Below are 21784 nucleotides of genomic sequence, written 5' to 3'. Positions count from 1 at the left end.
GCGCGAAGCCGCGATAAGCGGTCTTCGCGCCCTTTTTATACCTGTAAAAAACTGCACAAAAACAGTGAGAAAGGGGGAGCATACCGTAATAATAGACAAGTTTCGGCACCTGAAACACAGCAATCCTACAAAAAGCGGGAAAAAGAAAAATAACTGTTGCCAAACAGAAATATCAGTGATATATTACAAATATAGAACAGATATAAATACAACGCAACACACAAATAAAGGAGGAATTGCATTGATGAGACCGGCACTGAATGGCGCGACAGCGATGAAATACCCGCTGGAAACCGAGATACCCGCGGCTGCCGCCGCCGGCTTTGAGGGGCTCGAGCTGTGGTGGGACAAGGTAGTGGCCTTTATGGAAGCGCACACGGCAAAGGAACTGAAAACGCTTTTGGAGGAAAACCGGATCAAAGCGATCGGCATTTGCCCGTTTGCGTTTTCTCCGTTCCGGGAGACCGCGCAGTGCCGGGCCGATATCGCGCGCGGCCTAGAGATCGCATCCGTGATTGGCTGCAATATGCTGACCATTTGTCCCTACGGCAGGCCGATCGAGATGAGCAAGGAAAAGGCGCGGCAGGCCTACGCCGAGGAGCTGCGCGTGCTGACCGCGATGGCGGCGGAGCACGGCGTGCGTCTGGCGATCGAACCGATCAGCGGCCACACGCTGATTCCCGGCCCGCTGGAAACGCTCGACCTGATCGGGCGGGCGGGCAATCCCGATAACCTTGGCACGCTGGTCGATACCTTTCACTATTCGCGCACGGGCGTGGATGTGGAAACGGTGCGCGAGATCCCGCTGGACAAGCTGTTCATCGTCCATGTAAACGACAGCGAGGCGGGCGAGGGCGAAAGTCTGGCCGATCCGGACCGCCTATATCCGACCGAAGGCGTACTCGACCTCGCGGGCTATATGGAGAACCTGCGCGCGACCGGCTACGACGGCTACCTGTCGGTCGAGGTGTTCCGCCGCTCTTATTGGGAAGAGCCGATCGAGACCATATGCGACAGAGCGATGAAGAGCTACAAGGCGATTTGCGCGCTGTAAAAAAGGAAAAACCGCCGGGCGAGGCACCGGCGCTATAAAAAAGGAGGAAATGTCATGTTCTTAGGAGGCACTACCTGGGTGTTCAGATGGACGCCGCCATACGAGGGAGCCATCGATCAGATCGCCTTGCTCGGCTGGAAGGGCGTGGAGTTGACCGTGTGGAGCGAAGAAGCCATGCAATACTACACCCCGGAAAAGAACAGAGAGCTGCGCCGCCAGATTGCGGACCGCGGCATGGAGCTGACCGGCGTGTTCTTCGGTATGAGCGGTTCGTCCGACGCGGAGGCCGCCAAACGCGACGAGTTTGTTGAATTTTTCAAGCGCGCGACCGATATCGGCAATCAGCTCGGTTCGCCCAAGATGATCATCTGCGCGCCCCCACCGTTTGAATTTGCATACCCCAAGGAAATGGGCCGCCCGAATATCCAGACCTTCTCGCTCGATATCCCCAAGGGGCTGGACTTTGACCGCAACTATGAAGACTTCATCTGCTCGGTCCGCAAGCTGGCGGATGTGTGCGAGGAACTGGACAACCGTCTGGCCTTCGAGCCGCATCCCCACCGCTACATGAAGAACGCCGATTCCATGCTGCGCATTCTGGAGCATGTCGGCTCCGACCGGGTCGGCATGAACATCGATCCCAGCCACCTGTTCCCGATGGGCGAAATGCCCGATCAGGTCGCGTACCGGTTGGCGGGCCATGTGTTCGGCGTGCATGTTTCGGATAACGACGGCCTGACCAACGGCCATTGGCGGCCGGGCAAGGGCAAGATCGACTGGAACGCGTTCTTCCGCGCGCTGAAGGCCATCGGCTATGACGGCAACATCACCGTGGAGCTGGAGGACGTGCCCGGCGCGGCCGGCCTGCCGTCCAGCCCGTTCGAGCCGGTTGACCCGCTGGCCAAGCCCGCTAACGCCGATCCCGTGCGTATTGCGAAGGAGTACAAGCTGACCGAGCAGTTCTTAAAGCAGATCTGCCGGGAAGAGGGCCTGACGCTCGTATAAATACTGAATAATTTAGGAGGAGATAACATGGTCTATTCGGCTGCCGTATGGGCGTTTGACTGGGCGCCCCCTTATGAAAACGCGATCACATCGATCGCAAAAACCGGATGCAAGGGCGTGGAGCTGCGCATTCGCACCCGCGAAGAGCTTGCACAGTATTATACCGACGAACGCGTGAGCGCGCTGAAAGCGCAGCTTGCACAAACCGGACTGGCGCTGACCGCGCTGAACGTAACGCCGCAGGGCGCTTCCAGCGTGGATAAGAGCGAGCGGGAACAGGCTGTCCGCGATTTTCGCCGGGCGGCGGACATTGCCGAAGCGCTCGGCGCCAAGCTCATCACGGTCGCGGCGTCCTATCCGTTCGATGTGGAGATCATCGACGAGCACTACAAGCCCAGCATGCAGGTCTGGGAGGTAAAGCTGCCGGACAATCCCGATTTTGCACAAAACTACGAGGATTATCTCGATACGCTGCATCAGTTCGCCGCCGTCTGCCGCGAAAAGGGCATGAAGCTGGCGATCGAGAACCAGCCCACCTCTTGGGCGCGCAATACGGACGCCGTGCTGCGCCTGCTTGAAAAGCTGGGCGAGGACAATGTGGGCGTGACCTATGATGTGGCCAACCTGACGATGGTGGGCGAGCTGGCTGAAATTTTTGCTTACCGCGTCAACAAACATATTTTCAATGTGCAGCTGGCCGATAACCACGGCCTGAGCAACGTGCACTGGCGGCCGGGCAAGGGCAAGAACGATTTCAACGCTCTCATGCGCGCGCTGGCCGACGTGAGCTACGACGGCCCCTATTGTCTGGAACTGGGCGACGCCAAGGGCGCGGCCCGCAATCCGGCGGCTTGGTATGAGCCGTTCGGCGATCACGACACGCTGGTACATGAGCATGAGCTCGCGATCGCGGAGATGGAGCGCGTGTGTCGGGAGGAAGGTGTATGAATTACACCATCCGTCCGCTGAACACGGGACACCAGTATCTGGATAAGGGCGACTACGCCACCTTCCGGAACGGGCACGGGACCATTCTCGATTTGCCGGTGTTCGCATTCCTGATCGAAGGCGGCGGAAAAAAATATCTGGTCGATACCGGCATGGCGGACACCGAGCGTTCGGTGAAATACCATCATGACGGCTTGCAGGAGGAGGGACGGGCGATCGACGCGCTGCTCGCGGCGGAAGGCATTGCGCCCCGCGACATCGACGCGATCCTGTTCACGCATCTGCACTGGGACCATTGCTCCAATCTGGAGAAGTTCCCGGACGCCGCGCTGTACGCCAGCCGGATCGAATATGAGTTTGCGAACGACCCGCTGCCCTTCTACTGGGCTTCCTACGAATACCCGGCGGCGACCGGGCTGACGCCGCCCTTCGCGGGCCGGACGTTCACGCTGCTGGACGGCGAGACCGAGGTGTTCGAGGGCATCCGCATGATCCCCACGCCGGGGCATTCCCCGGGACACATGGCGGTATCCGTGCAGACGGAAAACGGCGTTTACTATCTGGTGGGCGACCTGATGTTCCTCCGGGACAATATGCGTCCGGAGCCGCAAAAGGGCTGGCCGATCACGCCGCCCGGCCGTTTTTGCAACATGATCGATTTGTGGCACAGCATCGAACTGGTGATGGAGCGCGCGGAGGATACCGACCATGTGCTGATGACGCACGATACCTATCATCTTGGCGTTGCGCAATACCCCTAAACTTACCTGTTTTTCATTCTCTTTCTCATTCTTCTCTGCCCATTTGGGGCAAACTCTCCCACACCGGCGCTTTGGCCGGGGCGGCGCAAACCGCCCCGGCCGGAGTGGGCCGCGAAACTTAGAAAACAATGGCTTTCAGCCAATCAAATATCGATTCACCCACGGGATAAATGGAGGAGTGCATTATGAAGGGCCTAGTCATCAACGCGGATCGTTCGATCGAATGGATCGATGTTTCCGAGCCCCAGCTCAAGCCCGGCCACGTAATCTTGGATGTCGCCGGCTGCGGCATCTGCGGATCGGACATGCACGTGGTGCGCGGCGCGGAAAGCACTTGGCGCTTTCCGATCTTGTTCGGCCATGAGTTTGCCGGTACGATCGCCGAAATGGCGGACGACGTGACCGGCTTTCAGGTGGGCGACGCGGTCACGGTGGAGACCATGACCTATTGCGGCAAGTGCGATATGTGCGAGCAGGGCCGCTTTAATCTCTGCCCGAACGCCGAGCTGTACGGCGCGGAGCTGCCGGGCGGCTTTGCCGCAAGGGTTTCGGTGGACGCGCGTTACCTGATCCGCGTGCCTAAGGGCGTTTCCGCGCTGGAGGCCGCGATCTCCGAGCCGCTCGCGACCGTGATTCACGGCTTTAACCGCCTGCGGCAGAAAACGTTCCAAAACGTGGTGATCTTCGGCGCGGGCGCGATCGGCCTGCTGGCCGCGTCCATTGCGATTTCCCGCTCCAAGAACGTCGCCGTGGTGGATGTGGTGCCCGGCCGCCTGCAAACGGCAAAGGAGATCGGCGCGACGATCACGGTCGATTCCCGCACGGCGGACGTCGAGGCGGCGGTGATGGAAATGACCGGCGGCAAAAAGGTCGATCTTTGCGTCGACTGCGCGGGCATTTCGGCGGTGCGCGAACAGGCGTTCCGCGTGATCAGCCCGGGCGCCGAGCTGCTGTTTATCGCCATGGGTCATGATTTTACCGAAGTGAATTTCCGCCAGCTGGTGAGCCGCGAGCTGACCGCGTACGGCTGCCAGTGCCATTACATGTCCGACTTTGAGCAGGCGCTGGAAGCGCTGCGGGACGGCGTGGTGCAGTTTGATAAACTGGTGACGACATATCCGCTTTCGGAGGGCCGCGCGGTGTTCGAGGCTGTGCGCGGCGGCGAGGACAAGGGCATCAAGGTGGTGCTGGTACCCGAGAAAGGGGTGTAGGGATGTGAACAAGGTTGCTGTGCTGGCAACGCTCGATACCAAATACGAGGAGGCCGCGTATCTGCGCGATCTGATCGAGCAGAACGAGTGCGAGACCGTGCTGATCGATTGCAGCCTGCGGCCCTCCGGCGGTATCATGGCCAATATCCGGGCGGAAGAGCTGCTGGAGGAAGCCGGCTTCAGCGCGGCGGCGTTCGCCCGCCTCGGCAAGGACGAGGCGATCGCTGAAATGCAGCAGGCGCTGCGCGGCAAGCTGCTCAGCATGCATGAAAACGGCGGGCTGGACGGCGTGATCTCGGTCGGCGGCGTGCAGGGCACGGTCATCGCGACCGCGGCCATGCAGGCGCTGCCGGTGGGCGTGCCCAAGTACATGGTATCCACCGTGGCGAACGGCAACGCGGTATTCGGGCCCTTTGTCGGCGTGTCGGATATGGCGATCATGCATTCCGTGGTGGATATCGCGGGGCTGAACTTCGTTTTGCGCAAGGTGCTGCACGAGGCGGCGGGCGCGATCTGCGGCATGGTCAAGCTGCGCTCCAACGAAAAAAGCTCGGGCAACGTGGTGGGCATCACCATGGCCGGGGTGACGACGGCGTGCGCGACGCAGCTCAAGCAGGCGCTTGAGCGCCGGGGCTACGAGGTGCTGGTATTCCACTGCAACGGTGTGGGCGCGCATGTGATGGAAAATCTGGTCGCGGCGGGCGATATTTCGTATGTGATCGATCTATCCCCGCACGATATCATGGACGGCCTTTGCGAGGGGCTGATGCCGCATTACGAGGATCGGCTGCGCCCCGTGGTGCGGGCGGGCATTCCGTTTCTGTTCATTCCGGGCAGCATGGATTTTATCCTGTTCAACGGGGTGGACAAGGTGCCGGCGGACAAGCGGGACCGGGCGTACTTTAAGCACAATTCGATCCACACGCATGTGCGCGCCAGCGGCGAGGAGCTGCGGGCGGCCGGGCGGTTCGTCGGCGAGCGCCTTGCGGACGCGGGCGAACAGGTGCGCGTGCTGATCCCGGCGCGCGGCTTCCAGCCAGCAAAACTGCGAGGGCTGCGCGCTGTACGATCCCGAGGCGGACGCGGGCTTTTTAGCGGGCCTAAAGGACAGCGGCGGCGATCTCGCGGTGGAAACCGTGCAGGCGCATATCAACGACGAAGCGTTTGCTGCGCGCTGCATGGAAGCGTTTGAGGAGTTGGCCGCGCGGCGCGAGACCCCGGCCGCACTGGGAAGCGCATAAAAAGGGAGGCGATGCGCGTTGAAAGAACAGACGAATACGAGGGAACCGATCCTGATGCTCCGTGGCATACGGAAATCCTTTGCGAACGTCGAGGTGCTGCACGGCGTCGATTTTGACCTGCTTCCCGGCGAGGTGCACGCGCTGATGGGCGAAAACGGCGCGGGCAAGTCGACGCTGGCAAAGATCATATCCGGCGTATACACCAAGGACGCGGGCGAGTACACGATCGAGGGCGAGGTGGTCGACTTTAAGACCACCAGAGAAGCGATCGATCACAACATTTCCATCATGCATCAGGAGTTCAACCTGATCCCGGCGTTCAATGTAGCGGATAACATTTTTCTAAGCAACGAGCATATGAAAGGCCCGTTCGTCGATGAGAACGAGCTGATGGAGCGCGCGAAGGAGCTGGCCGAACAGGTCAAGCTGACCGTGCCCCTGACCCGGCTGGTGCGCAACCTGACCGTCGCGCAGCAGCAGCTGGTGGAAATATCCAAGTGCCTGTCCGTGAGCAGCAAGGTGGTCATCATGGACGAGCCCACCGCGCCGCTTTCCATAGACGAAACGGAAAAGCTTTTCTCCCTGATCACCGAGCTGAAAAGCAAAGGGATCGCGATCATCTACATCTCCCACCGCATGGATGAAATCTTCCGCATTTCCGACCGCGTCACCGTCATGCGCGACGGCGAGCGGGTCGGCACCTATCTGACGCGCGAATTGACGCGCGACAGCCTGATCCAGCACATGGTGGGCCGCGATCTGTCCGGCATGTACACCCATACCCCGATGACCGTGTCGGACGAGGTCATGCTCCGCGTGACCGGGCTGAACTGCAAGGCCAAGCGGCTGCGCGATATTTCCTTTGAACTGCACCGGGGCGAGGTGCTCGGTTTTTCCGGCCTTGTCGGCGCGGGCCGCACCGAGCTGATGGAATGCGTGTTCGGCCTGCAACGGTTTGAAAGCGGCGAGATCGAGCTCAAGGGCCGGCAGATCAAACGGCCGAAGATCAGCCAGATGATGAAGCTGGGCATGGGCTATGTGCCGGAGGACCGCAAGAAAAACGGCATCATCACCAAAATGAACGTGCGCGAAAACCTGACCCTCGCATGCCTGAAAAAATGCGTGCGCGCGGGGCTTTTGTCGAAAAAACGCGAACTTGACATCACGCAGGACGTGGTGAAAAAGCTGAACGTGCGCTGCGCGCGGTATACGCAAAAGCTGGTCAACCTTTCCGGCGGCAACCAGCAGAAAATCTCGGTGGGCAAGTGGCTGTCCTCCGATATGGATATCCTCATTCTGGACGAGCCGACGCGCGGCGTCGACGTGGGCGCCAAGGCGGAGATCTACAAGATCATGAGCGATATCTGCAACAGCGGTATCTCGATCATCATGATATCGAGCGAAATGCCCGAGATCATCGGCATGTGCAACCGCGTGCTGGTCATGTGCGAGGGCCGCATCACGGGCGAACTGCAAAAGGATGAATTAAACGAATTTGAAATTATGAAGCTGGCCGTCACCCGCGAGACCGTGTCGCAGGAACCGACGGCGCAGCAGGCGTAAAAGGGGAGGGCTCCATGAAACAGAAAATTGCTAAATTTAAAGTGAGGGATATCGGGGCCTTGCTGAGCATCGGACCGATCCTCAGCCTGATCGTGCTCTGCCTCATCGTGGGCTCGCTTTCCGATAAATTCTTCACCGTTTTGAACCTGATCAACGTGGTCAAGCAAATTTCCTGCTATGCCGTGCTCGGCATCGGCATGACGTTTGTCATCGTCGGCGGCGGCATCGACCTGTCGGTCGGCTCGCAGGTCGGCCTGTGGGCGGTCGTTTCCTCGCTGATCGCGGTGAACACCGGTTCGGTGGCGCTGGCGGTCGCGGTCATTCTGGTACTTGGCGCGCTCGTCGGTTTGACGCAGGGCTGGGTCATCGCAACGCTCAGCCTGCCGCCCTTTATCGTCACCATGGCGGCGCAGATGGTGCTGCGCGGCTTTGTCACCGCGCTGACCAACGGCCAGCCGGTCACCGGATTGCCCGATGGGCTGCGTTGGTTCGGCATCGGCCATGCGTTCGGCATTTCCGCGCCGATCTTCATCTGTATCGTCCTGTTTTTGATCGGCCATATCATCCTGACCAAGACCCGTACCGGCCGTTATATCTTTGCCTTGGGCTCCAACCCGCAGGCGACCAAGGTCACGGGCATCAATACCGTCAAGTATCAGGTGATCACCTACGTGGTCGCGGGCGTTTGCGCGGCGATTGCCAGCCTGATCCTGACCGGCCGTCTGGGCTCCGCTTTAAGCAACGGCGGCATCAATTACGAGGGCGACGCGATCGCGGCCACCGTGGTCGGCGGCACCAGCATGTCGGGCGGCGAGGGCAACCTGCTTGGTACCTTTATCGGCGCGGCGATCATGGGCGTGATCCGCAACGGCCTGAACCTGCTTCAGGTGCAGGCGGCGTGGCAGGATGTGGCCGTGGGCGCGGTCATCCTGTTCTCCGTGATACTCGATCAGCTGCGCGTGCGGCGCAAAGAGTGATAAACATACCATGACAGACTGATGGGGAAGGGGGAAAGATGCAAGAGCCAGCGCGGGAAAAGAAAACAAAGCAGAATTAAAAGGAGGAGAATTATGAAACGCAATAGGATTCTGGCGATACTGATGGCGATGAGCATGCTGCTTTTGGCTGCGTGCGGAGGTGGCAAAACGGGCGACGCGCCCGACGCCGCGGACCCGCAGAGCGAGGCCGGCGCGTCCGCCGAGGGAAGCGGCGATTACACAATCGCTTACATCACCCAGACGGTGACCAACCAGTATTGGGATACCGTGGTAAAGGGCTTTGAAGCGCAGTGCAAGGAACTGGGCGTCAAGTATATCACCTACGACTCCAACGCGGACGCGGGCACCCAGCTGACGCAGATCGAGGACTGCATCAGCATGGGCGTGGACGCGATCCTTCTTTCGCCGATCGACGACGAATCCGCCTCCGCCATGATCGATATGGTCAAGGAAGCCGGTATTCCGATCTTTATCGTCGATATCGGCGCCAAGGACGAGGTCGACTGCGTGATCATTTCGGATAACTACGGCGCAGGCAAAATGCTGGGCGAGTACGCCTATGAAAAACGCGGCGACGATCTGAAGACCGTGGTCATCTCCACCCCGCCCGGCGTGCTGCTGACCGAGCAGCGCAGAACCGGCTATACGGATTTCTTCGACGAGAAAAAGCTGCCTTACGACATGCTGACGCTCAAGCTCAACTATGACCGCGCGGACGTGCTCAAGATGGCGGAGGACTCCATCACCACGTTCAAGGACATGAACACCGTGTTCGCGCCGAACGACGACGCGGCGATGGGCGTGATCGAGGCGCTCAAGGCGGCGGGCCTGACCGATGTGGACGTGTACGGCTTCGACGCGACCGACGAAGGCCTTGCGGCGATCGAGGCGGGCACGCTGACCGCGACGATCGCGCAGCAGCCCTATTTGTTCGGCGTGGAAGCGGTCAACGAGGCCCTCAAATGCATCAAGGGCGAGGACTTTAAAAAGAACGTCGACATGCCCTGTCTGGTGATCAATAAGGATAATTTGGAAGAGTACAGAGCCTCGCTCAAGTAAGCGAAAACACGCACTGGATCAAGAGCGGACGGCGGCATGGAACGACCGTGCCGCCGCCCTAAAATAAACTACTAAAAATATCCTAATAACATAGCAACTGTGATATAATACTCCTATATCATGCACATTTCAGCGCGATGCGCGTGAGGCATCGGGATAGGAGAAAGCATTATGCGAAAAGAAACTTTAGCCGAAAAGGCTTATCGAAGCATTAAGGATTGGATTTTATCGGGAGAAGTCGCGTTCGGCGCGTCGATCGATCAGCAGGGGCTGGCCGAGCGGTTTGGGTTTTCCAGCATCACGCCCATCCGTGAAGCGCTCATTTTGCTGCAAAAGGACAATTTGGTCGATATCATCCCGCGGAAAGGCGTGTTTGTATCGCGCATGTCGCTCGAAGCGGTGCTCGAAAACTTTCAGCTGCGCGAGATCTTGGAACCGACCGTTTTGTCAGCGACGGCCGCCAGCGTTCCTGCCGAGGTGCGGGAAAAGTATCGCGCGCTCTATCTGGATTGGACGCAAAACCCAGCCGGCTTTTCCATGCACGAATACCTAAAGGCGGACTGTGCGTTCCATCTGGCGCTTTTGGAGCCGCTGCGCAACAAGAGCCTAAACAAAATTCTGGAAACCATTTACGAGGAAAACACCAGATACCGCCTGCTCAGCCTGAAAGAGCGCAACTTTGGCGGCTCGATGCAGGAGCACCTGCAAATTTTGGATGCGCTGGACGCGGGCGACACGGCGGGCGCGGTGGCGTGCCTGCGGGTGCACCTGCAAAACTCGAAAACCGCCCTGTTCCACGCGAACATGGCGATGCCCTATGAAAATCCGTTTGCTTAAGAAATAACACGCCGCAAAACCGGCGTTTTTGAACCGAGCGGCGCCATAAGGGAGACAGCGTTTTTTTTGTTCCCAACCCCTCCCCTTGGAGGGGGAGGGTAAGCGCGCAGAAAGGAAGTGTGCCATGGGGCGGTATGAATCAATTTGGAGCGACCTGACGATCGCGGCGCACCGCGCCTACACGCGCGGGTTACAGGCGGGCAGCGGCGGCAACCTGAGCGCGCGCCTGCCGGATGGGCGGGGGATGATCGTAAAATCCTCCGGCGGTTCGTTTGGCGATTGCGGCACGTGCGGCGAGGGGTGGACGGCAATCGGCTTTGACGGCCGGCCGCTGTCCAGCGGCGCGGCGAAGCCGACGCGCGAATGGCGGCTGCACGCCGCCCTGCTGGAAGCGCTGCCGGACGTGGGCGCGGTCGTGCATTGCCACAGCCCGTGGGCGGTCGCGTGGAGCGCGGGACATGCCGAAATACCGGCCGCGACTTGGCAGAGCGGCTTAAAGCTGGGCGGCGCGGTGCCGGTGCTCGATTGCAAGGCGGCCGTGGTGCCGCCCGAAGAGCTGGGCCGGGTGCGCGGATTGTTTATGGATATCCCCGGTCTGTCCGCGTTTATTCTGCGCGGGCACGGACTGGTCGCGGTGGGCAAGACCGCAGTGAAAGCCGAGCACACGGCCGAGCTGGTCGAGGAGACCGCCAAGGTCTGTGTGCTGCAAGCGCTGCTGCGGGCCGCGGAACAGAAAAAGGAGGAGGACTATGCGCTTTGATCATTTGCCCTTTGGACGGAGCGAGTCGCTTGGCGAGCTTTCGGTGATCGCCACCTATGCGGCCGATCAGCTCGGCTGGGCTTCGGCGCTCGAGCGGGCGGGGCGGTTCGCGGTCGGGCAGACCGTGGGTACATGGATCAGCGTGCCCGGCGTTTCGGACGATATGGTGACGCATTATCAAGGCCGCGTGCTCGGCGTGTACGATGCCGGCCCGGCTGAGGCGCCGTCGTTCTTGCTGCGTATCGCGTTCCCGGCGGCCAATTTCGGCGGCAGCCTGACCATGCTGCTCACCGCGCTGCTGGGCAACGATGTATCAACGGCGCTGCGCGCCAGACTGATCGATCTTGAACTCGCCTGCGGCGCGGACAAGCTGTTTGAAGGCCCCCGGCAGGGGATGGACGAGCTGCGCCATCTTACCGGCGTGACGGGCCGGCCGCTGGTGCTCAACATGATCAAGCCGTGCGCGGGCTTTTCCCCAAAAGAGGGCGCGGGGCTGTTCTATCAGGCGGCCATGGGCGGCATCGATCTGATCAAGGACGACGAACTGCTGGCTTCGCCGGATTACAACGATGTGCGGGCGCGGTTCGCCGCCTACCGCGGGGCGGCGCGGGCGGCGTACGAAAAAACCGGCCGCGAGACGCTGTACTTACCCAATATTTCGGGCGCGCCCACACAGATGCTGGACAACGCCGCGGCGCTTGTCGAAGCGGGGGCGAAGGCATGCCTTGTCAATTTCGTATTCGGCGGGCTGGACGCGCTGGGCGAGCTGGCGCGGCGCTTTGGGGATAAGCTGTTCATCATGGCGCACTACGCGGGCGTGGGCGCGTTTTGTTCGCGCGCCTGCGGCGTGTCGAACGCGGTATTTCTGGGGCTGCTGCCCCGGCTGGCCGGGGCGCACGCGGTCATGACCATGACCCCGCCGCCGGGCGACGCTTACGCCTGCTATGATTTTCGCAAGACCGTGCAGGCGCAGCGTCTGCCGCTGGGCGGCCTGCGCCCGGTGGTGACGGCGGTGGGCGGCGGCGTGACGCCGTGCAGTCAGGCCGCCTACCAGCGCGAGCTGGGGCCGGACTGCATCATCGGCATCGGCGGCGCGGTGCAGGGGCATCCCATGGGCACTACCGAGGGGGCGCGCGCCGCGATGGCCGCCGTACAGGCGACGGCGGACGGCGTGCCACTCGCCGAGGCGGCCCAACGCTGCGAAGCCCTTGGCCGCGCGATAGACCTATGGGGCGCGCCAGAGGGGCGGGCATGAAGGCCGGCGTACTGCTTTCCGGCGTTTCGCGCGACCCGGCGTTCGCACTGCGGCAAATCCGGAAGGATGGCTTTGCCTATGCGGAGATCCAATACGCGTGGGGCGCGGAGGACGGCGACCGGACGGACGAGCAGGAGCGAACGCTAAAGCGCTTGTTTGCCGAAAACGGCGTGACCTGCACGGCGATTCTGCGCAATTTGTTCAGCGGCCTGCGCTTGAGCCAGACCGGGCCGGACAGTCCCGCGTTTCTAAACGAGCTTTCGCATCTGCGCGGTGCGATCCGTTTGGCGCGTTATCACGGCTGCGGGCTGGTGCGCATCAATTCGTTTGACAAGCAAAACGTGCTGTTCGGTTATGGCGGCGCGGAAAATCATCTGGCGGACGGGGGCGCGTGGCGCTCGTACCTGCGCCTGATGGAGCCGGTGTGCCGGATCGCCGAGGACGAGGGTATCGACCTGATGGTGGAGACCGGGACAAACGGCGTGCTGCATACGGCGGCGCTGGCGCGGCGCGCGGCGGACGAGCTGAAAAGCCGCCGCTTCCGCATTCTGTGGGACCCGGCCAACTGCCTGTACAGCGGGGAAGAACCGCTTCGCGCCTATGCGTGCATCCGCGAAAGCGTGGCGGAGATTCACATCAAGGATTTGCGCTGCCGCCGCGCGCTGGCCGAAGTGACGTATTGTCCGTTGGGGCGCGGTCTGATGGCGCCGTGGCTGGACGAGCTGGCCGCGGCTTTGCGGCAGGACCGGTTCGGCGGCGCGGTGATTTTGGAAAATCAGGTCACGCCGCCCGGCAAGACCGAGCTGGACGGATACCATAGCAGCGCGGCCCTGTTCCGCGAGCTGTTTGGAGAGCCGGAAGGAGGGAAAACCATATGACGAATCCGGTCGTAAATATAGCGGTTGTCAATTTTAAAACAGTCTGGGGCGATAAAAACGCGAATTTGGAGCGAATCTGCGCCTATGCCGAGCAAGCGGCTTTGTGCGGGGCCGACATCATCGTGCTGCCCGAATTGGCCCTGACCGGCTACGATGACGAAGCGGACAAGCCGCTGCATCAAAAAATGCAGACCCTGCTCGCCGAGACGATTCCGGGCCCGGCGACCGATCGGGTAAGCGAGATCGCAAAGCGTACGGGCGCCTACATCCTGTTCGGCATGCCCGAGGTGGATGGGGACGATCCGTCCGTCACGCGCAATTCCGCCGCGATCTGCCTGCCGGACGGCAGCGTGCGCTCCTTCCGCAAGGTCCATATGCCGGCGGGCGAGGCGAGCTGGGCGCGACGGGGGGACGAACCGCTGTTCCTCGACACGCCGTTCGGCGTGATCGGCGTCGGCATTTGCTACGACAGCTACAAATTCCCCGAGCTGGTGCGCATGACCAAGGCGCGCGGCGGCCAGCTTTTCATCAACGTCACCGCGCTGCCCTTTGAGGATATCCTGCCGAATGTGAACCGGGAGGATCTGGAGAGCATGGCGCTGGCGGACAGCATTTATCTGGCGAGCGCCAATCTGGTCGGCCTAGACCTTTACAAGCACTTTATGGGCGGCAGCAGCGTGCTGGGGCCGGGCGAAACGGTGGGTGAAACAGCGTATTACGCGGGCTATCCCTTTGGTGATCCCGCGGGCCAGCAGCCCGGCGTGTTCCTCGCGGCGATCGACCTTTCGCTGGCGGAAAGCGAATGCTGCCATACGCGCCGCCTATTCACGGCGGGACCGGAAGGACAAGCGCCGGGCTGGCGGCCCGCGATCTATCAGGAAATGTGCGACACGGTGCTCAACGATCCGGATTGGCAAAGGAGGGTGCGAGCGCATTGAGGCAGATCATTACGCTGGCGGCGGTGGGCCTGCCCGCCTGCCATGAAAATACAGCCGGACGCATGGCGGGCTTTGTGCGCGCGGCGGCCCGGCAGGGCGCGGAGCTGGCGCTTTTCCCCGTCGTTTCGCTGGATGAAAAAGACGTGCGGGCGGTTGCGCGCGCGGCGGCGGAGCATGGCGTTTACGCGGCCTTTGGGCTGGAAACGGGCGGCGCGGTCTGTTCGCCGTCGGGCGATATTTGGCGCGGCACCGGCCTCTGGCAAAGTCCGTGGGGACCGGCGGCGCTGCTGACCGGCGCGGAGCCGGACGAAGCGCAGGCGCTTAACGCGCTGCGGCAGGGGGCGCGGCTGCTGCTTTGCCCCCTGCGCGGCGGCGCGTCCCGCCGCGCCGATACCAGACTGACGGTCTGCGCGGCGCGCGCCGTGGTCGCTGCGGCGGGCAGCGCGGGCGGCGTGCTCGGCCCGGTGGGCGCGGGCGAAGGGCCCGTATGGTATGTGGGCGGCTTGTGTGGCGCGCCCGGGTTACAGCTTTATACCGCCGATCTTTCCATATCGGAAGGGGGCGCGACGTGATGCAGGCTTGTGTCAAGGTATCGGTCGTGAATTTTCGGGCGGATACGGGCGGCGGTCTGGCGCGGCTGCTCGAATATACGCGCGCGGCGGCGCGGCAAGGCAGCCGCATCATCCTGTTTCCGGCGCTGGCGCTGGCCGGGGCGGGCGCGTTGGACGCGTCCATGGAAAGCAGGGCCGAGCCCATGCCCGGCCCTGCGAGCGAAGCGCATGGCCGCGCTGACGCGCGAGCTTCAGGTCTACGCGGCGTTCGGCATGCCGGTGCGCGAGGGGGATACGGTGTACAACAGCGTGGTCCTTTGTGGGCCGGAAGGGCTGCTGGGCCGCTATGATGCGCTGCACCTGTCGCCCGTAGAGGCGCGTTGGGCCAGACCGGGGCGCTCGCTGCCGCCCTGCTTTGAAACGCCGTATGGCCGCGTGGGCCTGCTCAGCGGCGAGGATTGCCTCTATTATTTTGAAGGTCTGCGCTATTTAAAGGCAAGGGGCGCGCAGCTGATTTTGAGCGCGTCGGCAGTCAACGAACCCGCTATGTGCGCGGCGTACCAGAAGATATTGACGCGTCGCGTCGGCCTGAACACCATTCCTATCGCGGTGGCGAACCTTGTGGGCGCGGGCTTTGTGGGCGGCAGCCATATTTTATCGCCCGCCGAGCCCATCGAACAGGCGCAGGTCGCCGCGGGCAGTCCGCTGAACGGCGCGCGCGCCGGTGCGCCCGGCCTGTTTTCCGCTGTGCTGGATATGACCGCGGGGCGCACCATGCCCCATTACCCGTATTTTGAATTTAACCAAAGGGTCGGCTCGCCCGACTGGCGGCCCGACCTGTACCGTGAAATGTATGAAGAAACGCTGCGCGCGCCGCTTTGGCGGCAGGCCGCGCAGACCGGATGTGGAAAGGAAGCGCAATAATGAGCAAAATCGCACTGGTGGGCGCGGGCGGCAAGGTGGGCCGCCGCTTGGTGGCCAAACTGAAGGACGACCCCGCGTATGAGATGACCTATGTGGAAAAAAACGCCGCCGTTCTCGCGCCGTTCGGCGTGCGGCCGCAGCCCTTGGAGGACGCGGTGCGCGAAGCGGACTATGTCATCCTCGCGGTACCCGACCGCGTGCTGCAATTCGTATCAAAGGACGCGGTCGCCAACATGAAGCCGGGCGCGGTCCTGATTACGCTTGATCCGGCGGCCACCTATTCGGGCGCGATCCCCGAGGTGGAGCACCTGAAATACTTAGTCATCCACCCCAACCACCCCTCTGTTTTCACATCGAGCGACGATCCGGCGGTGCAGAAGGACTACTGGGGCGGCGTCGCGCCGATGGATATCGTTTGCTCGCTGGTGCGCGGCGACGAAGCGGACAAGCCCGGACTTGAAGCGCTGGCGCGCATCATGTTCGAGCCGGTTTTAAAGGTGTTTTGGATCACGCCCGAGCAGATGTGCATGCTGGAGCCCGGCGTGGTCGAGCTGGTCACCGCGCCGCTGTTTGAAGCCATGCGCGAGGCCATGGAGGTTATTATCGACATGGGCGTGCCGCGCGAGGTCGCGCATTCCTTTGTCACCGGCCACCTGCGCCCACAGCTGCATACCTCTTTCGGCGACGCCGATCCGGACAATATGTCGGACGGCGCGAAAGCCGCGCTGAAACGCGGCATGGAGCTGATCATGAAGCCGGGTTGGAAGGAAGAAGTGCTGAACATAGCGTTCATCCGCGAATTTACGCGCGAGATCGCGGATTTCCATTCGTAAGACGCAAAGAGGTCGAAAATATGAAAAAAAGCGCGAATCTGGAAATGCTGTTCACCGAAAAAACCTTTTTAGAGCGCTTTCAGTGCGCGAAGGACGCGGGGTTCGATGCGGTGGAGTTTGCCGGGTGGCTGGAAAAGGATATGGACGCGGTGATCAACGCCGCCCGGCAGGCGGACATCCCGATCGCCGCCTTCACCGGGGACGAGCTCTATTCGCCGATCGACGGCGCGCGGCAGCAGGAATATATCGAGCTGGTTTGCCGTTCGGCCGATATGGCGCGCCGCGCGGGCGCGCGCATGCTGGTCACGCACTCCAACGCACTGGGCGCGAAAAGCGAGGTGCTGTGCCGCCACGACGAATTGACGGCGACCAAAAAGCTGCTGAACATGTACGATACCTATAAAAAGCTTGCGCCGCACATGGAGCGGGCGGGGATCATCCTGTTGGTCGAAGCGATCAGCGGCACCGAGCACCCCGGCGTGTTCATGGAGCATGTCGATCTGGCCGCCGAGATCGTCGAAACGGTGGGCAGCCCGAACGTGCGGCTGCTCTGCGACCTGTATCACATGCAGCAAAACGGCGGCAGATTGGTCGAATCGCTGCGGCGCTACCGGGGTATCACGGGGCATATCCATTTTGCCGATGTGCCCGGCCGGCACGAGCCCGGCACCGGCGAAATTAATTTTGCCGCGATCAAGCAATGTTTGACGCAGATGGACTATCAGGGCATGGTGGGCTTCGCGCTGCAGCCGTCCGAGGGGACGGAACGCGCGGTGCGGGCGATCATGCGGTACTGAGTAAACGAAGGGAGGAAAACAGCATGCGCGAGATCGTCATTGGGTGCGACAACGCGGGTTTTGAAATGAAAAACATCATCCGGGAGCAGCTGCAAAAGCTGGGCTGCACGGTGGAGGATGTGGGCTGCGATTCAGCGGCGGACGACACGCTCTATCCCCATATCGCGGGCCGGGTGTGCGACAAGGTGATAGCGAGCGGTTTTGCCAAACGCGGCATTTTGATTTGCGGCACGGGCATCGGCATGTGCATGACGGCCAACAAGTTTCGCGGTATTCGCGCGGCGGTCGGTCACGATCTGTATTCCGCGCGGCGGTCGGTCCTCAGCAATAACGGCAACGTGCTGTGTATGGGCGCGCGCGTGATCGGGCCGGAGCTGGCAAAAATGATCGCGTCCGATTGGGTGCAGCTCGAATTTGCGGACGGTCCCTCCACGCCCAAGGTGGAGGCGATCATAGAGACCGAGGCCGCAAACTTTCACTGACCGAAAGGGGCTTAGCGACAGATGAGCAAGCTGTATATCGGCACTAATACAAAAATGTATAAGAATATCGCGCAAACGGCCTCGTTTCTCGAAGCGCTGGGCCGCCAAACGGCGGATCTGAGCCGGGAGAGCATGGAGCTGTTCGTCATCCCATCCTACACCGCGCTTGACCGCGTGAGCGCTACGGCGCGCGCGGCGGGCATTCGTTTGGGCGCGCAGAATATGGGATGGGAGGATGAAGGACAGTTCACCGGCGAAATTTCGCCCACCATGCTGGCCGAGGTGGGCGTGACCATCGCGGAGATCGGCCATTCCGAGCGGCGGCATGTGCTGGGCGAGACCGATGAAATGGAAAACCGTAAGGTGCACGCCGCCCTGCGTCACGGTATGACGGCGCTGCTCTGCGTCGGCGAGACCAAGGCGCAGCGGGCGCACGGCATTGCCGACGAGGTGCTGCGCACACAGCTCAAGGAAGGGCTTTTCGGGGTGGACGCCGCGCGGGCGGAGCAGCTTTGGATCGCTTACGAGCCGGTCTGGGCCATCGGCGTGGGGGGCGAGCCCGCAAGCGCCGCCTATGCCGAAGCGCGCCACGCCGCGATCCGGCAGGCGCTTTTTGAATTGTTCGGCGCGGCGGGCGCGAAGATCCCGGTGCTGTACGGCGGCAGCGTCAACCCGGAAAACGCTGCGGCGCTGGCGGCGCAGCCCGATATCGGCGGCCTATTCATCGGCCGCAGCGCGTGGGACGCGGAGCGGTTTGCCGCGATCATCCGGCAGGTACTGCCCATTTTCGCGGACAAAGCGGAAGGGAGGCGCCGGTCATGAAGCGTTCCGCGATCAACCGGATTCTGCAAAATGCCGCGGCGTTTGTCAAAGAACAGGGCTTTTATCTGCCGCCATGGGCGTTTTGGCCGCCCGCGCAGTGGGCGCTGGCGGGACATGACTGCGATGAGATACGAGACAACATGCTGGGCTGGGATATTACCGATTACGGACACGGCGCGTTCGAGCGCGTCGGTCTGGCGCTGTTTACGATCCGCAACGGCAGCATGACCGACAAGAAGTACCCAAAGCCCTACGCGGAAAAGCTGCTGATCTCACAGGAGGGACAGCTTTCCCCGAACCACTTCCATTGGAGCAAGATGGAGGATATCATCAACCGGGGCGGCGGCAACTTGATGGTGCAGGTTTGGAACGCGACGGCGGCGGAGGAACTTGCGGATACGCCCGTTACCGTGCGGCTGGATGGCATGGAACGCACGGTGCCCGCGGCCTCCGTTTTACGGCTGACGCCCGGCATGAGCATTACGCTGCCGCAGCGGCAGTACCACGCTTTCTGGGCCGAACCGGGACACGGGCCGGTGCTCATCGGCGAGGTATCCATGGTGAATGACGATCATTTGGACAACCGTTTTTACGAGCCGCAGGGCCGCTTTCCACAGATCGAGGAGGACGAGCCGCCGCTGTATCTGCTCTGCAACGAGTATCCGCCCGCCGAAGAATAATAAAGAAGTACGCTTTCCTTCAAACGAAAGCGTACTTCTTTTTATCTTGCGGCGAGCGCGGACAGGGTATCCTTCATATCGCCCGCGAGGGAAACCCCGCGTGACTTTAGCTCGTCGGGCAGCCGCGCTTCCGACAGATTGACGCGGATGAGCGAAAAATTCTCATAGGCGAGAGCAAGGCGCTCAAACGGGTAGCGGATAATGCCGGGGGTGTTGAAGCCCACGCCAAGCTCAAGCAGCACGGTGGGCACGTCGATACAGGCGCGCAGAAAATCCTCATATCGCGCGCACGCCTCATGCCACGTATCGTCCTCTACAAAAGATTGGTCTACCCGCAGGTGGACCGCCATCTTGCCGCCGCAGACCGGGCAGCGCGGCACCAGCGCGTCGGGTACAAGGCAATCCCTTGTCGCGGCCGACAGCGCCCGGACGACCGGCTCGGCTGGGTACAGGCCGCCGTGGCAGGCGCGGGCGCATTGCAGCTCCCCATAGTCACCCTGCACGGCGAATACGCGCGCCGGGGCAAACCCCGCCTTTTGAAACTGGTGATCCACATTGGTGGTAATCACAAAGTGCTCGCGCGCGCCAACAAGGCCGTATAGCTGCCGGTACAGCGGCAGGGCGGGCGGCTGGATGCGGTTGACCAGAATGTGCTGCGCCCAATAAGCCCAGCGCGCCCGCTCGTTCGGAAAGGGATAGAAGCCAGCGGAATACATGTCGGTCAAGCCGTATTTGGCAATGAAGGGCGCGAAACGCCCGGTAAAGCGCGGGCCGCTGTACAAAAGGCCCGCGGCGGCGGATAGTCCGGCCCCGCCGCCGATCACCACGCGGCGGGCGCTTTGGAAAAGCGCGGCCGCGCGGCGTATTTCAGGCGAGTAGCAGCCGGTAGAGCGTTTCGTCCCGTTCTGTGAATACATTAAAGATCACCCTTTGCAGCGTATGGTCGTTTTTTAGAAAATCGCGCACGGTTCGGACGGCGATCTCGGCGGCAGGCTCGTTTGGAAAATGAAACACGCCCGTGGAGATGCAGCAGAATGCAAGGGACGCGAGGCCGTGCTCCACGGCGCGGGTCAGGCAGGCGTGGTAGCACGCAGCAAGCGCCTCGCGGTCCTCCCGCGTCGGCTGCGGCCCTTGCACGATGGGGCCGACCGTATGCACGACATAGCGGGCGGGCAGGTTAAACCCCGGCGTGAGCTTGGCCGCGCCGGTGGGTTCGGGCGCGCCTTGCTGTTTCATCAAATCATGACAGGCGAGCCGCAGCTGTACGCCGCTGGCCGAGTGGATGGCGTTGTCGATACACGAATGGCAGGGGATAAAGCAGCCGAGCAGCGCGCCGTTTGCCGCGTTAACGATCGCGTCCACGCGCAGCGTGGTGATATCGCCGCGCCAAAGGCCCAGCCGGTCCGGCGTAAGGGGCAGGGTGGCGGCATCCGTCACGTCTTTGTGACAAAGCGCCGTTTGCAGGTATGCGTCCTGCACGGCCAAAAACTCCGGCCCGATCGGTGCGGGCGGGCGCACGTTCATCAGACCGCGCAGCAGGCGGCGCTGTCCGTCCGCATCCGGCGGCACAGGCGCGTCCGCGAGCGGGCCGCCCTTTTCCTTTAAATAATGGATCAGCCACAGGCGGCGTTCCGCCTGCGTCATCACACCGTTTATATGCATGCTTTGCCGCCTTTCGTCCATACTACTCTTGCGCTTTACGCTTCTTATCTGTATAATAGGCCTGCAAGCGAAAAAAGTAAAGCAGGCACTTTTATGTGCGGTAGGTACCCAAAGGATACCAAGGAGGAAGCGATGGAGAGAAAGCTGCCGGCCTGTCCGGTTGAAACCACGCTGACGCTGATCAGCGACCGATGGAAAATTTTGATTATCCGCGACCTGATGGCGGGCACCCGGCGGTTTGGCGAACTGAAAAAATCGCTCGGCGCGATCAGCCAGAAGGTGCTTACCGCAAACCTTAGGAAAATGGAGGCGGACGGACTCGTCACGCGCACCGTTTACGCCGAGGTGCCGCCCCGTGTGGAATACGCGTTGACCGAGCTGGGACGCAGCCTTGGACCCGTGATCGACGTGATGAAGGAATGGGGAAAAGGATACCAAAAAATGATTGACAAAGAAAGCGCAAAGTGCTAAACTATTAGAGCACGAATTCACACATCCCGTGATGAAAGCGGCTGGTGACCTGTA

The 21784-nt window shown here is 61.7% G+C and carries 25 protein-coding genes and 1 pseudogene; 24 read left to right on the top strand and 2 right to left on the bottom strand.

Annotation, left to right across the window (positions count from 1 at the left end; all coding sequences use genetic code 11):
- Nucleotides 1-244 precede the first annotated feature (244 nt).
- From RWV98_RS13140 to RWV98_RS13035, 23 genes and pseudogenes are all read left to right on the top strand, one after another.
- Nucleotides 245-1054, top strand: a complete 810-nt coding sequence (locus RWV98_RS13140; RefSeq protein WP_317865758.1) for a sugar phosphate isomerase/epimerase family protein — start codon at nucleotides 245-247, stop codon at nucleotides 1052-1054.
- 78 nt (nucleotides 1055-1132) lie between these two features.
- Nucleotides 1133-2059 carry a sugar phosphate isomerase/epimerase family protein gene (locus RWV98_RS13135; protein WP_317861291.1) on the top strand — a complete coding sequence of 309 codons (927 nt, stop codon included), beginning with the start codon at nucleotides 1133-1135 and terminating at the stop codon, nucleotides 2057-2059.
- Nucleotides 2060-2086: 27 nt separating this feature from the next.
- A complete protein-coding gene (locus RWV98_RS13130; RefSeq protein WP_317861290.1) occupies nucleotides 2087-3007 on the top strand; it encodes a sugar phosphate isomerase/epimerase family protein in 921 nt (306 codons plus the stop codon).
- Nucleotides 3004-3768, top strand: coding sequence for an N-acyl homoserine lactonase family protein (locus RWV98_RS13125; RefSeq protein WP_280961356.1), 765 nt, complete (start codon nucleotides 3004-3006; stop codon nucleotides 3766-3768). The genes RWV98_RS13130 and RWV98_RS13125 overlap by 4 nt, the downstream gene beginning before the upstream one ends.
- Nucleotides 3769-3953: 185 nt before the next feature.
- Nucleotides 3954-4979: a zinc-dependent alcohol dehydrogenase gene (locus RWV98_RS13120; RefSeq protein WP_317861288.1), complete on the top strand. Its 1026-nt coding sequence runs from the start codon at nucleotides 3954-3956 to the stop codon at nucleotides 4977-4979.
- Nucleotides 4980-4983: 4 nt separating this feature from the next.
- Nucleotides 4984-6021: pseudogene (locus tag RWV98_RS13115) on the top strand (Tm-1-like ATP-binding domain-containing protein); the annotation flags it as partial.
- 19 nt (nucleotides 6022-6040) lie between these two features.
- Entirely contained in the window at nucleotides 6041-6220 is a 180-nt protein-coding gene (locus RWV98_RS19465; protein WP_442872125.1) for a hypothetical protein, read from the top strand.
- An 18-nt stretch (nucleotides 6221-6238) separates the two neighbouring features.
- The gene (locus RWV98_RS13110) at nucleotides 6239-7783 is read left to right on the top strand and encodes a sugar ABC transporter ATP-binding protein (protein ID WP_280961359.1); all 1545 of its coding nucleotides are present in this window, start codon (nucleotides 6239-6241) and stop codon (nucleotides 7781-7783) included.
- 14 nt (nucleotides 7784-7797) lie between these two features.
- Entirely contained in the window at nucleotides 7798-8760 is a 963-nt protein-coding gene (locus RWV98_RS13105) for an ABC transporter permease (RefSeq protein WP_280961360.1), read from the top strand.
- Nucleotides 8761-8853: 93 nt separating this feature from the next.
- On the top strand, nucleotides 8854-9840 hold the full coding sequence (locus RWV98_RS13100; protein WP_280961361.1) for a sugar ABC transporter substrate-binding protein: 987 nt from the start codon (nucleotides 8854-8856) through the stop codon (nucleotides 9838-9840).
- Nucleotides 9841-10011: 171 nt separating this feature from the next.
- A complete protein-coding gene (locus RWV98_RS13095; protein ID WP_317861283.1) occupies nucleotides 10012-10677 on the top strand; it encodes a GntR family transcriptional regulator in 666 nt (221 codons plus the stop codon).
- A 124-nt stretch (nucleotides 10678-10801) separates the two neighbouring features.
- Complete coding sequence (locus RWV98_RS13090; RefSeq protein WP_317861281.1) at nucleotides 10802-11437, top strand: class II aldolase/adducin family protein; 636 nt, start codon at nucleotides 10802-10804, stop codon at nucleotides 11435-11437.
- Complete coding sequence (locus RWV98_RS13085) at nucleotides 11427-12692, top strand: RuBisCO large subunit C-terminal-like domain-containing protein (protein WP_317861279.1); 1266 nt, start codon at nucleotides 11427-11429, stop codon at nucleotides 12690-12692. Before RWV98_RS13090 ends, RWV98_RS13085 begins: the two co-directional genes overlap by 11 nt.
- The gene (locus tag RWV98_RS13080) at nucleotides 12689-13570 is read left to right on the top strand and encodes a sugar phosphate isomerase/epimerase family protein (protein WP_317861278.1); all 882 of its coding nucleotides are present in this window, start codon (nucleotides 12689-12691) and stop codon (nucleotides 13568-13570) included. Before RWV98_RS13085 ends, RWV98_RS13080 begins: the two co-directional genes overlap by 4 nt.
- Nucleotides 13567-14508: a carbon-nitrogen hydrolase family protein gene (locus RWV98_RS13075; protein ID WP_317861276.1), complete on the top strand. Its 942-nt coding sequence runs from the start codon at nucleotides 13567-13569 to the stop codon at nucleotides 14506-14508. The genes RWV98_RS13080 and RWV98_RS13075 overlap by 4 nt, the downstream gene beginning before the upstream one ends.
- Nucleotides 14505-15080, top strand: coding sequence for a hypothetical protein (locus RWV98_RS13070; RefSeq protein WP_317861275.1), 576 nt, complete (start codon nucleotides 14505-14507; stop codon nucleotides 15078-15080). Before RWV98_RS13075 ends, RWV98_RS13070 begins: the two co-directional genes overlap by 4 nt.
- Nucleotides 15077-15409, top strand: a complete 333-nt coding sequence (locus RWV98_RS13065; RefSeq protein ID WP_317861274.1) for a hypothetical protein — start codon at nucleotides 15077-15079, stop codon at nucleotides 15407-15409. The genes RWV98_RS13070 and RWV98_RS13065 overlap by 4 nt, the downstream gene beginning before the upstream one ends.
- A complete protein-coding gene (locus tag RWV98_RS13060) occupies nucleotides 15297-15983 on the top strand; it encodes a carbon-nitrogen hydrolase family protein (protein WP_317865756.1) in 687 nt (228 codons plus the stop codon). The genes RWV98_RS13065 and RWV98_RS13060 overlap by 113 nt, the downstream gene beginning before the upstream one ends.
- A complete protein-coding gene (locus tag RWV98_RS13055) occupies nucleotides 15983-16816 on the top strand; it encodes a phosphogluconate dehydrogenase C-terminal domain-containing protein (protein WP_317861272.1) in 834 nt (277 codons plus the stop codon). Before RWV98_RS13060 ends, RWV98_RS13055 begins: the two co-directional genes overlap by 1 nt.
- Before the next feature lie 20 nt (nucleotides 16817-16836).
- Nucleotides 16837-17613, top strand: coding sequence for a TIM barrel protein (locus tag RWV98_RS13050; RefSeq protein WP_317861270.1), 777 nt, complete (start codon nucleotides 16837-16839; stop codon nucleotides 17611-17613).
- Nucleotides 17614-17636: 23 nt separating this feature from the next.
- A complete protein-coding gene (gene rpiB, locus RWV98_RS13045; RefSeq protein WP_317861268.1) occupies nucleotides 17637-18095 on the top strand; it encodes a ribose 5-phosphate isomerase B in 459 nt (152 codons plus the stop codon).
- Between the two features lie 21 nt (nucleotides 18096-18116).
- Entirely contained in the window at nucleotides 18117-18917 is an 801-nt protein-coding gene (locus RWV98_RS13040) for a triose-phosphate isomerase (RefSeq protein ID WP_317861266.1), read from the top strand.
- Nucleotides 18914-19597 (top strand): D-lyxose/D-mannose family sugar isomerase, encoded by a 684-nt coding sequence (locus tag RWV98_RS13035; protein WP_317861264.1) that lies wholly within the window; start codon nucleotides 18914-18916, stop codon nucleotides 19595-19597. The genes RWV98_RS13040 and RWV98_RS13035 overlap by 4 nt, the downstream gene beginning before the upstream one ends.
- A 41-nt stretch (nucleotides 19598-19638) precedes the next feature.
- Here the strand turns inward: RWV98_RS13035 and RWV98_RS13030 are convergent, their stop codons facing one another.
- On the bottom strand, nucleotides 19639-20514 hold the full coding sequence (locus tag RWV98_RS13030) for a Sir2 silent information regulator family NAD-dependent deacetylase (RefSeq protein WP_317861262.1): 876 nt from the start codon (nucleotides 20512-20514) through the stop codon (nucleotides 19639-19641).
- Complete coding sequence (locus tag RWV98_RS13025) at nucleotides 20465-21259, bottom strand: protein-ADP-ribose hydrolase (RefSeq protein WP_317861260.1); 795 nt, start codon at nucleotides 21257-21259, stop codon at nucleotides 20465-20467. The genes RWV98_RS13030 and RWV98_RS13025 overlap by 50 nt, the downstream gene beginning before the upstream one ends.
- Before the next feature lie 132 nt (nucleotides 21260-21391).
- On the opposite strand from RWV98_RS13025, the gene RWV98_RS13020 reads away from it, so the two are divergent.
- Complete coding sequence (locus RWV98_RS13020) at nucleotides 21392-21730, top strand: winged helix-turn-helix transcriptional regulator (RefSeq protein ID WP_317861258.1); 339 nt, start codon at nucleotides 21392-21394, stop codon at nucleotides 21728-21730.
- The last annotated feature ends 54 nt before the right edge of the window (nucleotides 21731-21784 follow it).

The organism is Agathobaculum sp. NTUH-O15-33 (genome assembly GCF_033193315.1).
Taxonomy (GTDB): domain Bacteria; phylum Bacillota; class Clostridia; order Oscillospirales; family Butyricicoccaceae; genus Agathobaculum; species Agathobaculum faecihominis_A.
The sequence above is the reverse complement of the archived record's forward strand: the minus strand, read 5'-3'. Positions and strand labels throughout refer to the sequence as shown.